The sequence below is a fragment of the Neobacillus sp. DY30 genome, assembly GCF_030123065.1.
GTDB lineage: Bacteria > Bacillota > Bacilli > Bacillales > Cytobacillaceae > Neobacillus.
This window is the reverse complement of the sequence record NZ_CP126093.1, coordinates 231,348-246,403: the sequence shown is the minus strand read 5'-3', so window position 1 is coordinate 246,403 and position 15,056 is coordinate 231,348. Positions and strand designations below refer to the sequence as shown.

Annotated in this window: 13 protein-coding genes and 1 other annotated feature; of the genes, 5 read left to right on the top strand and 8 right to left on the bottom strand. The window is 38.7% G+C overall.

What is annotated here, in order from left to right; genetic code table 11:
* Positions 1-114: 114 nt before the first annotated feature.
* From QNH29_RS01290 to gltP, 3 genes are all read left to right on the top strand, one after another.
* Positions 115-1,296 (top strand): FtsW/RodA/SpoVE family cell cycle protein, encoded by a 1,182-nt coding sequence (locus QNH29_RS01290; RefSeq protein ID WP_283863093.1) that lies wholly within the window; start codon positions 115-117, stop codon positions 1,294-1,296.
* A gap of 311 nt (positions 1,297-1,607) precedes the next feature.
* Positions 1,608-2,204 carry an undecaprenyl phosphate transporter UptA gene (gene uptA, locus QNH29_RS01285; protein WP_283863092.1) on the top strand — a complete coding sequence of 199 codons (597 nt, stop codon included), beginning with the start codon at positions 1,608-1,610 and terminating at the stop codon, positions 2,202-2,204.
* Between the two features lie 126 nt (positions 2,205-2,330).
* Entirely contained in the window at positions 2,331-3,608 is a 1,278-nt protein-coding gene (gltP, locus tag QNH29_RS01280) for a glutamate/aspartate:proton symporter GltP (RefSeq protein WP_283863091.1), read from the top strand.
* Positions 3,609-3,652: 44 nt separating this feature from the next.
* Here gltP and QNH29_RS01275 read toward each other — a convergent pair whose 3' ends face one another.
* Both QNH29_RS01275 and argS read right to left on the bottom strand, forming a co-directional pair.
* Entirely contained in the window at positions 3,653-4,834 is a 1,182-nt protein-coding gene (locus QNH29_RS01275; RefSeq protein WP_283863090.1) for a NupC/NupG family nucleoside CNT transporter, read from the bottom strand.
* A gap of 255 nt (positions 4,835-5,089) precedes the next feature.
* Positions 5,090-6,784: an arginine--tRNA ligase gene (gene argS, locus QNH29_RS01270; RefSeq protein ID WP_283863089.1), complete on the bottom strand. Its 1,695-nt coding sequence runs from the start codon at positions 6,782-6,784 to the stop codon at positions 5,090-5,092.
* Positions 6,785-6,841: 57 nt separating this feature from the next.
* Positions 6,842-7,050, bottom strand: a binding site (T-box leader).
* Positions 7,051-7,151: 101 nt separating this feature from the next.
* On the opposite strand from argS, the gene QNH29_RS01265 reads away from it, so the two are divergent.
* On the top strand, positions 7,152-7,412 hold the full coding sequence (locus QNH29_RS01265) for an alpha/beta-type small acid-soluble spore protein (RefSeq protein WP_283863088.1): 261 nt from the start codon (positions 7,152-7,154) through the stop codon (positions 7,410-7,412).
* Positions 7,413-7,433: 21 nt separating this feature from the next.
* On the opposite strand, the gene QNH29_RS01260 is transcribed toward QNH29_RS01265, so the two are convergent.
* The 3 genes from QNH29_RS01260 to QNH29_RS01250 are packed head-to-tail and all read right to left on the bottom strand — an operon-like array spanning position 7,434 to position 9,998.
* Positions 7,434-8,216 carry an ABC transporter permease gene (locus tag QNH29_RS01260; RefSeq protein WP_283863087.1) on the bottom strand — a complete coding sequence of 261 codons (783 nt, stop codon included), beginning with the start codon at positions 8,214-8,216 and terminating at the stop codon, positions 7,434-7,436.
* 4 nt (positions 8,217-8,220) lie between these two features.
* A complete protein-coding gene (locus QNH29_RS01255; protein WP_283863086.1) occupies positions 8,221-9,024 on the bottom strand; it encodes an ABC transporter permease in 804 nt (267 codons plus the stop codon).
* Complete coding sequence (locus QNH29_RS01250; protein WP_283863085.1) at positions 9,021-9,998, bottom strand: ABC transporter ATP-binding protein; 978 nt, start codon at positions 9,996-9,998, stop codon at positions 9,021-9,023. The genes QNH29_RS01255 and QNH29_RS01250 overlap by 4 nt, the downstream gene beginning before the upstream one ends.
* A gap of 147 nt (positions 9,999-10,145) precedes the next feature.
* Here QNH29_RS01250 and QNH29_RS01245 point away from each other — a divergent pair, with 147 nt between their 5' ends.
* A complete protein-coding gene (locus QNH29_RS01245) occupies positions 10,146-11,006 on the top strand; it encodes a nuclease-related domain-containing protein (RefSeq protein ID WP_283863084.1) in 861 nt (286 codons plus the stop codon).
* A 406-nt stretch (positions 11,007-11,412) separates the two neighbouring features.
* On the opposite strand, the gene glmS is transcribed toward QNH29_RS01245, so the two are convergent.
* The 3 genes from glmS to glmM form a co-directional block, all read right to left on the bottom strand.
* Positions 11,413-13,215 carry a glutamine--fructose-6-phosphate transaminase (isomerizing) gene (glmS, locus tag QNH29_RS01240; RefSeq protein ID WP_283863083.1) on the bottom strand — a complete coding sequence of 601 codons (1,803 nt, stop codon included), beginning with the start codon at positions 13,213-13,215 and terminating at the stop codon, positions 11,413-11,415.
* 70 nt (positions 13,216-13,285) lie between these two features.
* Complete coding sequence (locus QNH29_RS01235; RefSeq protein WP_283863082.1) at positions 13,286-13,429, bottom strand: hypothetical protein; 144 nt, start codon at positions 13,427-13,429, stop codon at positions 13,286-13,288.
* Positions 13,430-13,677: 248 nt separating this feature from the next.
* Complete coding sequence (glmM, locus tag QNH29_RS01230; RefSeq protein WP_283863081.1) at positions 13,678-15,027, bottom strand: phosphoglucosamine mutase; 1,350 nt, start codon at positions 15,025-15,027, stop codon at positions 13,678-13,680.
* Positions 15,028-15,056: the final 29 nt, after the last annotated feature.

Below are 15,056 nucleotides of genomic sequence, written 5' to 3'. Positions count from 1 at the left end.
GTGAAATCGTCATAATAGTAAAGTTGTTGTAATAAATTTCCTAAATATATTGTTACCAAATCTTTTCTTTGTTAGCATATCACTATATAAACAGACAAAAATTGGGTGTGGCATATGGACAATATCACAAAAAAATCGGATCGCTTTGATTGGACGTTAACATTAATTTTGTTTCTATTTTTTCTCGTTAGTTGTTTAGGAATTTATAGTGCACAAACAGCTGGTCAGTACGATGAAAATTTCTTAGTTAAGCAAACTTTCTGGTATGTAGTTGGAGCAGCGATCATTTCCATTACCATTCTATTTGATAATTTTCAATATAGGCGGCTATCCTGGTATTTGTATGGTTTTGGGCTTCTTTTACTTATTGGTGTCCTTGCTGCTCCTGAAAGCATCGCTCCCATTAGAAATGGTGCAAAGAGCTGGTTTATTACACCTCTTGGTTCAATTCAACCATCGGAATTTGTTAAAACCTTTCTAATTTTGGCACTTAGCGCCGTCGCAACTCAGCATCAGGAAAAACATCTCGAAAAAACAGTAAAAACAGACTTTTGGCTGTTACTTAAATTAGCCATCACGACGGGCGTGCCCATCTTCTTTATTATGAAGCAAAATGATTTAGGTACTTCACTCGTGTTATTATCAATTTTAGTTGGTTTCATTCTAGTATCCGGGATCACTTGGAAGATTATTTTGCCTATCTTTAGTATCGGTGCATCACTTGCTGTTTTTATCATTTATTTAGTTGTTCAAAGGCCTGACATACTGGAAAAATACTTACACGTACAACAATACAAATTTAATCGAATTTATGCATGGCTTGATCCGTTCAATCATTCAAGCAGTTCAGGATATCACCTATTAAAATCATTAAGTGCGATTGGGTCGGGATTGATAACCGGAAAAGGATTTGGCAATCGCGAGGTTTATATTCCTGAAGGACACACGGATTTTATATTTAGTGTGATTGGTGAGGAATATGGTTTTGTTGGCGGCAGTATTGTTATCGGATTATTTTTTCTATTAATCTATCACTTAATTAAAACAGCATTAGACACGAATGACCCTTTTAATACATATGTGTGCACAGGAATCATCTCAATGCTGACTTTCCATGTATTCCAAAATGTTGGTATGACCATCCAGGTGCTTCCGATTACAGGGATTCCCTTACCATTCATTAGCTATGGCGGCAGTTCCTTAATGGGTAATATGTTTGCGATGGGAATTATATACAGCATTCGCTTTCACCATCGAAACTACATGTTTACATCCTCAAGGTCGTTAAGCAGTTAAATTCAACACAGCGGGGAAATCCGCTGTTTTTATTTCTTTCTTATAGAAACTGTTATAAACTAAGAAAAGCAGAAGCGCCCTGGTCAGCGGCGTATGGCCTCCTCGTAAAAGCTAACGCTTTTCCTTCGTGCGAAGCCTATGCTGCCGAAGCATCCCTTGTGGAGCGCTCCAACTGAGATAAAGGAAACACGAAGAGCCGGAGGCGCATTCGTGCTTGACTTATCGTATGGCGGAGAGCGAAGGACACTAGCCGCTAGGGCGCTGGAGCTAGACACTAAGAAAAGTAGAATGATTAAAAGTGAAGGTGAACTATGAAGGAATTTATTTTCTCTGTTTTAGAGTTCTTATCAGAGCTAGGTTATTTTGGAATAGCACTAGGGTTAATGATAGAAGTTATTCCAAGCGAAATTGTCTTAGGGTATGGAGGATATATGATTTCAGAGGGAATCCTCGGTTATCCAGGTGCCATTATTGCTGGAACAATTGGCGGGACCTTTGCACAGTTATTCCTCTATTGGGCAGGCTACTACGGCGGCCGTCCATTTTTAGAAAAGTATGGTAAGTACGTTTTTATTAATAAGAAGCAAATTGACCTATCCGAACAATGGTTTGAAAAATACGGAGTCGGCGTGATTTTCTTCGCCCGATTTATTCCAGTTGTCCGGCATGCAATCTCCATTCCTGCTGGAATTGCTAAAATGTCTGCGGCAAAATTTACTCTCTATACAGTGGCAGCGGTTATACCCTGGACCATCCTATTCCTCTATTTAGGACATGCGTTAGGGGAAAATTGGTCTCATATTAAAGAATATGCTGCGCAATATACGATGCCTATCATTATTGGTGCCATTGTTCTTGGTGTTATCTACTTCATAATAAAGAAAACTAAAAAAACAACTACTGATTGAATCCAGTAGTTGTTTTTTTGTCATGAAAGCTTCATTTGACTTTTTATATGGTTAGAAAATAAAATGGACAAGATACGTGTCATTGTTTGACGGAAGTAATAGATTTATGTCGAAAGGATTGATTTTTTGAAAAAGTTTGGTTTAGCTTGGCAAATTTTAATCGGATTAATCCTCGGTATTGCTGTTGGTGCAATTTTTTACGGTAACCCTGAGGTGCAAACATATTTACAACCAATTGGTACCATCTTTATCCGCTTAATAAAAATGATTGTTATCCCAATCGTAATTTCAAGTCTAATTGTTGGGGTCGCTGGTGTTGGAGATATAAAAAAGCTTGGATCATTAGGCGGGAAAACGATACTTTATTTTGAAATTATCACTACTATTGCAATTATTATTGGATTAACCGCAGCCAATCTCTTTCAGCCGGGTACTGGTATTGAAATGGATAATTTAAGCAAAAAGGATATTGGCGGATACATTTCCACAACAGAACAAGTAGAAAGCCATAGCCTTGCAGATACATTTATTAATATTGTTCCGCAAAATCTTTTTGAATCGCTCGTAAAAGGCGATATGCTAGCCATTATATTCTTTTCTGTCTTCTTTGGTCTTGGAGTTGCGGCCATTGGTGAGAAAGGAAAACCAGTTCTTGCATTTTTCCAAGGAACCGCTGAAGCGATGTTTTATGTAACAAATCAAATTATGAAATTTGCTCCGTTTGGTGTTTTTGCCCTTATTGGAGTTACCGTTTCAACATTCGGGGTTTCCTCATTAATTCCGTTAAGTAAGCTAATTTTTACCGTTTATGGGGCCATGATATTCTTTATCTTAGTCGTTTTAGGACTTACGGCAAAGCTTGTGGGAATCAATATCTTTAACATCATTCGAATTTTAAAAGATGAATTAATTCTTGCATATTCAACAGCCAGCTCTGAAACGGTACTTCCAAAGATTATGGAAAAAATGGAACGCTTCGGCTGCCCGAAGGCGATTACCTCTTTCGTTATTCCAACTGGATATTCATTTAACCTTGATGGCTCTACCCTTTACCAAGCATTAGCAGCAATATTTATCGCACAAATGTATGGCATTGATCTTTCAATCAGTCAGCAGATATCGCTTATGCTGGTACTTATGGTAACCTCAAAAGGAATTGCAGGAGTTCCAGGGGTTTCATTCGTTGTTCTATTGGCTACCTTAGGGTCTGTTGGAATTCCGCTTGAAGGCTTGGCATTTATCGCTGGTATCGACCGAATTTTAGATATGGCTAGAACTGTCGTGAACGTGGTTGGTAACTCGCTCGCTGCTGTAGTTATGTCAAAATGGGAAAAGCAATTTGATAATGAAAAAGCAGAGAAATATATTAAAGAGATTAGCGATGCTAAACCTGTGATTGAATAAAAAATAGGCTGCCTGGGGTCAAATCACCGGGCAGCCTTGTTTTTTTACAACATGATACTCGTTATTGCCGCTGTTAATAAGCTGACGAGTGTTGCTCCATATAGTAATTTTAATCCAAACTTCGCTACTTGATTTCCTTTTGCTTCATTCAGCCCCTTAACTGCTCCTGTAATAATCCCTATTGAAGAGAAGTTTGCAAAAGAAACGAGAAACACTGAAATAATCCCAACCGTTCTGCTTGATAATGTATCAGCAATCTTTGCTAAGTCCATCATTGCAACAAACTCATTCGATAATAATTTTGTCGCCATAATCGTACCAGCTTCGACCATATCAACTGAAGGTATACCAACAATAAAGGCAAGTGGTGCAAAAATATAACCTAAGACCATCTGGAAGCTAATTCCAAAAATAGCTTCAAACACATGGTTAATCATGCTAATTAATGCAACAAATCCGATCAGCATAGCTCCCACAATAATAGCTACCTTGAATCCATCCATAATATATTCCCCAAGGACTTCGAAGAAAGTTTGTTTTTCTCCTTCTTGGATATCAATAATATCATCCTCAGCTGGAACCTCATAAGGATTAATTATGTTGGCAATCATGAAACCGCCGAATAAATTTAATACCAAAGCCGTAATAACATATTTCGGATCAATCATCGTCATATACGCGCCTAATATGGAGGCAGATACCGTGGACATCGCTGACGTACATAGCGTATAAAGTCTGTGCTGAGGTATATAAGGAAGCTGTTTTTTTACTGAGATAAATACCTCAGATTGACCGAAAACAGCAGATGCAACAGCATTATATGATTCCAATTTACCTAAACCATTTACCTTACTTAAAACAACTCCTAGGTATCGAATAATAATCGGCAGAACTCTAATATGTTGCGCAATCCCAATTAACACAGAAATAAATACGATTGGCAGAAGGACATTTAAAAAGAATGGTCCAGCACCTTCATTCGCCATTCCTCCAAAAACAAAGTTAATTCCCTCTGCTGCGTAGCTTAATAGATGGTCGAATAATGTAGAAACTGCTGAAATAATAACAAATCCAACCTCAGTATTAAGCAGCAGAAAAGCAAAGATCAGCTGCAGTATAAGCATGGTGACAAGCGGTTTAACCTTAATCTTCTTCTTATTGTTACTGGCGGTATATGCTAATAAAAAGATGATAATGATTGCTGCTACAAATAGTATGTACTTCAAAGATGTTCCTCTCCTGTTCTTGTTGTTCTACCAATTATATAAAGAGATAGAAAATACTATTAATTTCGACAAATATCGACATTCTTCCATAACAAAAATGAGTATAATGTTAACGTTTACCTCTGTCAATCAAATATAAGATAGTAGTAAAATTCAGGTTTTTCACTTTTTATTATTCCATCTCAACTTTTTCATACTCCTTACAAAAAAAAATCCACCCGAAAAGGTGGACATTTTCCCTAATTCTATATTAACTTACATTTCCTCTGGGGCTTCAATTCCTAATAATCGCAAACCTTCCTTTAGGACAATCGTCACAGAATAGACCAGCGCTAAGCGGGCTTGCTGTTCTGCGTTGTCTTCCAGAATCTTAACATCGCCATAATATTTATTAAAGGCCTGAGCGAGGTCAACAATATACTTGGCTATTTGAGAAGGATCAAACTGCTCATACGCTCGTTTAACCGCATTTGTAAATTCAGTAAGCAGACTTACAACTTTCCATTCCTTATCCCAAGATGGAGACGAGACTGGAACTATTTCAGCCATCTGCCAATTTCCTTTACGCAGAATAGAACAGGCACGGGCATAGGTATATTGGACATAAGGACCAGTTTCTCCTTCAAAACGAAGCATTTCCTCTAGTGAAAAATCGATATCATTCATTCTAAAATTCTTTAAATCATGGAACATTACTGCCCCTACACCTACCTGTTTTGCTACCGCGTCCTTGTTTGTCAGGTTAGGATTTTTTTCTTCAATATTATGTCTTGCCATAGCAATTGATTCATTTAGTACTTCCTCTAATAAGACGACCTTCCCTTTTCTGGTCGACATTTTCTTGCCATCTTTAAGCATCATTCCAAATGGAATATGGACCATATTACTTGCCCATGAGTACCCCATTTTTTCTAAAACTGCGATTAACTGTTTAAAATGAAGGCTCTGCTCATTTCCGACAACATATAGTGACAAATCAAAGTCATAGTTTTCTTTACGGTATAGGGCTGCTGCTAAATCACGCGTTGCGTAAAGGGTAGCTCCATCGGATTTTTTTATTAAACATGGAGGCAATCCTTCATCTGTTAGCTCCACTACTTGGGCCATATCAGATTCTACTAGCAATTGTTTTTCCTCTAATAGGTTCACAACACGGTCCATTTTATCGTTATAAAAGGCTTCCCCTGAAAACGAATCAAATGAGACATTCATCAATTCATAAATTCTTGAAAACTCTTTTAAAGACTCATCACGGAACCACTGCCACAGTGATGTGGCTTCCTCATCACCATCTTCAAGTTTTTTAAACCAGTTTCTTCCTTGTTCGACAAGTGAAGGGTCATTTTCTGCCTCATCGTGAAACTTAATATAAAGTGTCAATAATTCTTTAATAGGATTCTTTTTTACCTTTGCTGCGTCTCCCCATAGTTTATACGCAGTAATAAGTTTACCGAACTGAGTGCCCCAGTCCCCAATATGGTTAATTCTGATTGGTTGATATCCGCATTTTTCTACAATAAATGCTAAAGAGTTGCCAATGACAGTTGAGCGCAAATGCCCCATCGAGAACGGCTTTGCGATATTTGGAGATGACAGGTCTATGGTAACTGGACGATTATTCCCGATGTGTAAGGCGCCATACTTCTCTTGCTGTTTGATAATGTCGGCTATCGTATCTTCTGAAACTAATTTTTTATTTAAGAAGATGTTGATATAGGCTCCTACTACTTCTACCTTTTCGATGGTTGGGGATTGGACCTTTTCACTTAACTCTTGAGCAATAATGGCCGGGGATTTTCTTTTTAGCTTAGCTAATGTAAAACAAGGAAAAGCTAAATCGCCGTGCTGGTGATTTTTTGGTTTTTCAATTAGCACTTCCAGCTCTTTTACTGGGATTTCATGGTCAAGTGCTTCAAATATAATCTGTGCAAGCTCCTGTTTATACTTCATTTTTAAGACCTCCATTTTATCTATCTTTTATAAAACAAAAAACTCCCGTCTCTATGTTGAAGAGACGAGAGTTAACTCGCGGTACCACTCTACTTGTTCCAAAGGAACCAGCTTGGCTTGTTAACGGAGGACTGCTCCGGTTTACCCTACTGATTTCAGGCAGACATCTCAAAAGTGCGCTTCATTCTCTGCTCCATGCCAGGCTCACACCATCCCTGACTCGCTTCGACTTCCCAGAGAACTACTCTCTTTTTCATTGATTTTTTCCGAATTGGTTGTAGTAATTATACTGGATAAAAAAGGATTTATCCAGTGATTGCTGATTATTTTTTAAATTGGGCATCCTACCCCATAAAGGAGGGATAACATGGCCCGTAGAAATAGAAATAAAATCCTCGTCCCTGAAGCAAGGAATGGATTAGACGCGTTAAAGGCAAGAGTCGTCCAGACGCAAAATCCTGAAAACGCCAAATTTGAGGCTGCCGAGGAGGTCGGTGTTCCTTTAAAGAATGGGTACAATGGTCAGCTCACTTCTCAGCAGGCCGGTAAGGTCGGCGGCAGATTAGGCGGAAGCATGGTCCGTGAACTTGTCAGAATGGCACAGGAAAATATGGCTAAAAAAAGGTAAGCAGTGGACCCCGCTGCTTCCTTATGAACCGGTTGATCGATAATGCCTTACTCCAAATTGCCAGACGAGAATACATGGAAGAATAAAGAGGCTGCCTAGTAGAGGAGTCAGCATATAAAGAATCTCATCGCCCTTTATTTTCCCTAGAATAAATAAAAGTGGAAGGTAATTGACGGTGCCGAAAGGGATGACGTAGGTAAAAAAACGAGTTACCCATTTTTGATAAATATTTAATGGATATTGAGCCATCTCTCTGCCTCCGTCCGTAAAGATATTTGCTACCTCTAAACCCTGCACCGTCCAAAAACACATTGTCGCAGCCAGCATATAAATTCCTGTAAAGATTAATACCCCGCTTGCAATCATAAAAACTAGTGTTAATGCCTTCATTAAGCCCCATTCAATGGGAAGATTAGTTAAAGCCCAAATTAGAACAATAACACTTTGTAGAAGCCTTCCTATCCGTGTGAATTCAAATTTAGATCCGAGTACTTGCAGGAAGGTGCTCCGCGGCCGTACAAGAACTCGGTCAAAATCTCCCTTAACGATTAGACTTGAAAAAGTATCAAAACCGCGGGCAAAACACTCGCTTAACGAAAAGGCCATGTGAATGATAGCAAAACAAAGTGCAACCTCGAAAAAATCCCAGCCTTTTATTTGTCCAAATCGTTGAAACAAAAAGTAAAGTCCCGCAAAGACCGAGAAAGGAATGAAAAATTGCCCAAATGATAGAAGCCAAAACGATGTACGGTACTGCATTTGTGATTTAAATAAAATAAGCAGATACTTAAAATAAAGACTCATCCCATTATCCTCCCTGTACGACTACTCTTTTTAGTACGGTGTTAAGTGCTAATTTTCCTAGCCATAGGAGCCCAATAAGATATCCGAGTTGAACAAAAACTCCTATTATGGCGTCACTTTGTGCGATATGCCCTGAGTAAACTCGAAACGGAAAATCAGCACTCCAGCGAAATGGCAGGACATAAGCAATTTTTTGCAGCCATAGAGGCATTAGCGGAATAGGAATAATTAAACCAGCAAAGAATTCTCCGAGAACCCCAAATACTAACAGCGATCCCATTGGCGATAAGGTTATAAAAACAGAAATATATAAGAACATCGAAATAGCTACTAATAAAAGTAGTCCTAATAAAAGTGTAATAATAAATAAGATAAAAGTTGTTAGATCTGGAGGCAGAGTCATGTTGTAGGGTTTTGGCAAGAAAAAAGCCACTAATAAGATAGGATAAAAGCGTAAGAGTGCACTGGATAGCCGCTGTGCCAAAAGTTTCGCATACCAGAAACCATATAAATCTGTTGGCCGGCAAAGCTCGTAAGCAATATTGCCGCTTGTAATAAGATCAAATAATTCATTGTCACGAAACCAGAGCATAATAAAAGCAAGAAAAGCCTGTTGCAGCCAAATATATGTAATTAGATCTTTTAATGGAATCGGCGGTGTTATCGAGGCGTGCTCGTAAAATGCTTCAAAAACCATAATTGAAATAAATCCCCAGAAGAATTGGGTCGCTACCCCTGCCAATGCAGCAGACCGATACTGCATTCCAATCAAGAGCCTTAGTTTTAGTATCGAACCATATACCTTCATATTTGAAACTCCTTATACAGCTGGACGATAATATCTTCGATCGGTTGTGATTCTATCGTCACATCTAATATGTCTACTTTCTTTGATAGTTCGGTAATTACATCAGAGGTAAGGATTTGTTCTGTATCGATGCTGAGGACAGCTCGTTCATGAGACCAGTGGATGATGGAGGTCCCAGGTATATCAATAGCATTTGTGTTTTTACGGTAATCTACCGTGATTTTTTTACGTGCTCCAAAACGTTTTTTCAATTCCTCTATTTTCCCATCATAAAGCAAACTTCCTTTACCAATTAAAATTACGCGATTGGCTAATGCCTCAATATCATTCATATCATGGGTAGTCAGGACCACCGTTACGCCCTTTTCCTGATTAATGGTTTTAATAAACTGGCGTACAGCTATTTTGGAGACTGCATCTAGTCCAATTGTCGGTTCATCTAAAAATAGAATCTGAGGATTGTGTATAAGTGAAGCTGCAATTTCACAGCGCATTCGCTGGCCTAAACTAAGCTGTCTGACTGGAGAGTTTATGATGTCTTTTAACTCTAGTGTTTCGATGAGCAGGTCTAAAGTAGTTTCATATTCTTGTTGTGGAACGTTGTAAATATCCTTTAATAGTTCGAATGAATCAATGACCGGAACATCCCACCAAAGTTGTGAGCGCTGCCCAAAGACTACCCCTATATTATTCACATAGTCCACCCGGTTCTTCCACGGTGTGAAGCCCATGATACTGCACTTTCCCTCATCAGGGACTAAAATGCCGCTCATGATTTTGATCGTTGTGGATTTACCAGCACCATTGGGACCGATGTATCCGACAATTTCTCCTGAATTGATTGTGAATGAAATGTCGTTTAGAGCTTCCACTATCGTATGCTCTCGGTAAAAGAGTGCCTTGGCGGCATGAAGCAAACCAGTGGAACGCTTTGCTACTTTAAAGGACTTATTTATACCTTCTAGTTTTATCAAATACTTTCCCTCCTTTTTGTCACGGAAGAAAATAGTATCATTCCAGGCGGATAAGTGTCAAGAATTTTTTGAATTGTTTTTGTAGATATATTGTCATAGCTTAGGCGAAGAAATTTCTATATAATTTGAGTAGAAAGGGAGTGAGTTATGTTCTTAAGATCTAGAACTGAATCAGATTTATTAAAACTATTGGGATTCCTAAACGGGCGTATGAGTTTAACGGAAGACGTGCTGAAGCAGTACTTATATTTGAAAAAAGGTTATGAAGGGGAAGTTGCATTTGACCAGTTGACGGCCGCAAACCTTAATCAGGATATTTTTATATTAAACGATATCATGCTCGAGATATGTCAATCAAAATTTAAAATTGATTCCTCCCTGATCATTCAAGACACCATTATCCCTTGTGAGGTAAAAAATTTTGAAGGTAATTATTTTTACAAGGATGGTGAGTTTCTTTTATGTGATGCAAAAACACAAATCACAAATCCACTGCACCAGGTAAAGAGAGCAGAAATTTTACTCCAACAATATCTCAAAAAAAATGGATTCCATTTCCGAATTATTCCCTATCTAATTATCAATCCTAAATTCTTTCTATATCAAGCTCCCCAAAACGATACAATTATTTTTCCCCCACAGCTAAGCTCCTTTATGGAAAAACTAAACTTACGGCCTTCAAACCAAAATGGGATACAGCAGCGAAAACTTGCTGATAAAATGATAGCAGATCACATTATTGAATCTCCCTATCCAAAATTACCCCCCTATAATTACCATTCATTGAAAAAGGGATTAACCTGTGCTATGTGCGGCTCCTTTCTAATTAGCTGCAGCGAAAGGAAGGATGCTTGTACTGTTTGCGGATTTGAAGAGGAGATTGAATCAGCTATTGTACGGGGAGTTGAAGAATTGAAAATGCTATTTCCAGACTTCGAGTTACCACTAATGGTATTTTTGATTGGTGTCAGGTGGTTGGCTCTAGGAAAACCATTCGAAAGATTTTAACTAGGAATTATAAATTAGTCGGACATGGGAAATATCCTATTTTGATACATGCCGACTCACTTAATTAAGTGTGATGCATTCTATTGGATCTGTTTGGATGAGGCACCACTATATTTCTTTGGTTTCGGTCATCATGAATGTTCCATGGTTACCACTTTTCTTATTTTTCTTTGATTTCGGTCATTATGACGGCTCCATGGTTACCACTTTTCCTATTTTTCTTTGATTTTGGTCATCATGATAGCTCTATGGTTACCCACTTTTCCTATTTTTCTTTAATTTCGGTCATCATGACGGCTTCATGGTTACCACTTTTCTTATTTTTCTTTGATTTTGATCATCATGACGGCTTCATGGTTACCCTAAACTAAAAAGCCCCGATCCATGAAAGATCAGGGCACTGCCTTTACTCTACTGTCACCGATTTAGCAAGGTTACGTGGTTTGTCAACGTCGCAATCACGGTGCAGCGCAGCGTAGTAGGCAATTAATTGTAATGGTATTACAGAGATAAGTGGTGTTAATAATTCATGTACTTCCGGAATGACGAAGCTGTCTTCGTCCATGTTAAGACCCTTCATCGAGATGATGCATGGGTTTGCACCGCGGGCTACAACTTCTTTTACGTTACCGCGAATGCTTAGGTTTACACTTTCTTGCGTTGCTAACGCAATCACTGGTGTACCATCTTCAATTAAGGCAATCGTACCATGCTTCAACTCTCCACCAGCGAAGCCTTCAGCTTGAATATAAGAAATTTCTTTTAGCTTTAACGCTCCTTCTAACCCAACATAATAATCAATTCCGCGTCCGATAAAGAAGGCATTGCGTGTTACCGCTAAAAACTCTCTAGAAATATGCTCAATAAGCTCTTTAGAATCACAAAGGACTTCAATTGCATTCGATACAAGACCAAGTTCGTGGATAAGGTCAAAACCAGGATCAAGATTACGGCTTTTTGCTGTCACATCCGCCAAGATAGCCAATACAGCTAATTGTGCTGTATATGCCTTGGTAGAGGCAACTGCAATTTCAGGTCCAGCATGCAGCAATAGTGTATGATCTGCTTCCCGGGAAAGCGTTGATCCAGGAACATTTGTAATTGTTAATGATTGATAGCCCATTTCTTTGATGTTAACAAGCACGGCACGGCTATCCGCAGTCTCACCACTCTGTGAAATAAAGACGAACAATGGTTTCTCAGAGAGAAGAGGCATGTTATAGCCAAACTCACTTGAAATATGAACTTCAACTGGAATCTTAGCCATTTTTTCAATGAACTGCTTTCCAACAAGACCTGCATGATAAGACGTTCCTGCCGCAATAATGTACACTCGGTCAGCATTGTTCATGGCAGTAATGATCTCAGGGGCAATTGTTAATTCACCTTGTTCATTTTGGTAGGCTTGGATAATCTTACGCATAACAGCAGGCTGCTCATCGATCTCTTTTAACATGTAATGCGGATAGGTGCCTTTTTCAATGTCACTTGCATCCAATTCAGCAATGTAAGAAGTACGAGTAACGGTTTCCCCATCTAGATTTTGAATCGTTATCTCGTTCTTTTTTACGATTACGATTTCCTTATCCATTAGCTCTACGTATTCATTCGTAACTTGAAGCATTGCCATAGCGTCACTTGCCACAACATTAAAGTCTGAACCTAATCCAACAAGTAAAGGACTTTTGTTTTTTGCAACAAAAATCGTATCGCTATTTTGTTCGTCCAATAACGCAAGGGCATATGAACCATGTAAAAGGGTAAGTGTCTTACGGAATGCTTCTAATACGTCCAAGCCTTCGTATACAAACTTTTCAATCATCTGAACGATAACTTCGGTATCAGTTTCGCTTACAAATGTTACGTCTGCTAAATACTCGCGCTTTAAAAGATCATAGTTTTCAATTACACCGTTATGAACTAATGTAAAACGTTTAGATGAGCTTTGGTGCGGATGGGAATTTGTTCTGCTAGGTACACCATGTGTAGCCCAGCGTGTATGACCAATTCCGATATTAGCCATAACATCTAGGGCTACTATCTCACGCAAATCAGCAATACGTCCCTTTTCCTTAAAAACGTGAACTCCATTTGCGTTCATTACAGCAATACCTGCTGAGTCATATCCTCTATATTCGAGCTTTTCTAAGCCTTTTAGTAAAATTTCTTTCGTATCATTTACTCCTATATATCCAACAATTCCACACATTTTTCTTTTCCTCCCTGATACAGGGGGCAAGAATGCTTTTGGAGGCTCACCTTGCCCCCTTATCTCTGTTTTAAAAGGTATCTGTATATACCTTTTTCTTTTTGTTGCTATGTTTAGTATGCGCATTTCCTTCTCTTTGTGCACCAAGTTGCCTCGATGTTTTAAAGAAGAAATAATCGGTTGTGCGTTCAACCGGGAGGTATCCGCCGAACATTCGATAAACCTCCTCCTCGTCAACTAACCCTCCATGGTTAGTTCAGGCGCTTTTGTTTATAGTTATTTTACCACTATCCTCCTTTTTAGTAAGATGTTTGCTTTTTTAAAAAACAAAGCAAATTAATCGTAACTGAAGAGACAAAATGTGTCAACTAAATAATAACAGGTAAAGATGTTTGACTTTACCAGTTATAAAATAAAATATGCATAAGGGCTCTGTATCGTTCCCTTATGCATAACTCATATCTATTCTTTTAATTCCATTTCTTCTTTTACTACGGAAACAATTCGGTCTACATAGGATTCGCATAATTCTTCTGTTGGCGCCTCTGCCATTACCCGAACTAGAGGTTCTGTACCAGATGGACGAACGAGGATTCGTCCGTTTCCATTCATTTCTGCTTCAACCTGCTCTATAACCGTTTTAACCTTTTCATTATCTGTTACATGATGTTTATCTGTTACGCGAACATTTACAAGCTTCTGAGGGAATTTTTTCATATCTGCTGCTAGCTCAGATAATGTCTTCTTCGTTGCCTTCATAATATTAACCAATTGCAGTCCCGTTAATAAACCGTCCCCAGTTGTATTGTAATCCAAGAAAATGATATGGCCGGATTGCTCACCACCAAGATTAAATCCGTTTTTCTTCATTTCTTCCACTACATAACGGTCACCGACTGCTGTTGGCACACTTTGAATGCCGAGTGCTTCCAGTCCTTTATAAAATCCTAAATTACTCATTACAGTTGAAACAATTGTACTATGTTTTAGACGTCCATGTTCTTTCATGTATTTACCACAAATAAACATAATTTGGTCACCATCTACGATATTACCCTTTTCGTCAATTGCGATTAACCGGTCACCGTCTCCATCAAAAGATAGACCAACATCGGCACCCTTCTCCTTTACCATAGCAGCTAAGGCTTCTGGGTGTGTCGAACCAACTCCTGCATTAATATTAATGCCATTTGGTGAAGCACCCATAACTGATATATCTGCATCCAAATCAGCAAATAAATGTGTAGCTAAGGAAGAGGTTGCTCCATGAGCACAATCTAATGCAATATGGATACCAGAGAAATCTTCGTCAACTGTATTTTTTAAGTATTGCAGATACTTTTGTCCGCCCTCAAAATAATCCATGACTTGACCAAGAGCAGCTCCAACTGGTCTTGGTAATTTATCTTCTGTCATATCTATTAATTCTTCAATTTCATATTCTTGTTCATCAGAAAGCTTAAATCCATCAGGTCCAAAAAATTTAATTCCGTTGTCTGCCACTGGATTATGGGATGCAGAAATCATAACTCCAGCTTCCGCACCCAGTGCTTTTGTTAAATAGGATACACCTGGTGTTGAAATGACACCTAAGCGCATTACCTCCGCACCAATTGAAAGTAATCCAGCTACTAGTGCACCTTCAAGCATATGTCCGGAAACACGGGTATCTCGGCCGATCAGCACCTTTGGTCTGTCCTTATCCTTTGTTAATACAAACCCGCCAAAGCGCCCCAATTTAAAGGCCATTTCTGGTGTTAATTCACTATTCGCCACTCCGCGGACGCCATCGGTACCAAAGTATTTTCCCATTATCAAAATCGCTCCTTATCATGTATACT

Coding starts and splice junctions, on each gene's coding strand:
- argS (WP_283863089.1), bottom strand. CDS start 6,784: ATGAAGTATAAACAGGAGCTTGCACAGATTATATTTGAAGCACTTGAC.
- uptA (WP_283863092.1), top strand. CDS start 1,608: ATGAAGGAATTTATTTTCTCTGTTTTAGAGTTCTTATCAGAGCTAGGT.
- QNH29_RS01260 (WP_283863087.1), bottom strand. CDS start 8,216: ATGAGTCTTTATTTTAAGTATCTGCTTATTTTATTTAAATCACAAATG.
- QNH29_RS01290 (WP_283863093.1), top strand. CDS start 115: ATGGACAATATCACAAAAAAATCGGATCGCTTTGATTGGACGTTAACA.
- QNH29_RS01255 (WP_283863086.1), bottom strand. CDS start 9,024: ATGAAGGTATATGGTTCGATACTAAAACTAAGGCTCTTGATTGGAATG.
- QNH29_RS01235 (WP_283863082.1), bottom strand. CDS start 13,429: ATGTTCGGCGGATACCTCCCGGTTGAACGCACAACCGATTATTTCTTC.
- QNH29_RS01245 (WP_283863084.1), top strand. CDS start 10,146: ATGTTCTTAAGATCTAGAACTGAATCAGATTTATTAAAACTATTGGGA.
- QNH29_RS01265 (WP_283863088.1), top strand. CDS start 7,152: ATGGCCCGTAGAAATAGAAATAAAATCCTCGTCCCTGAAGCAAGGAAT.
- glmM (WP_283863081.1), bottom strand. CDS start 15,027: ATGGGAAAATACTTTGGTACCGATGGCGTCCGCGGAGTGGCGAATAGT.
- glmS (WP_283863083.1), bottom strand. CDS start 13,215: ATGTGTGGAATTGTTGGATATATAGGAGTAAATGATACGAAAGAAATT.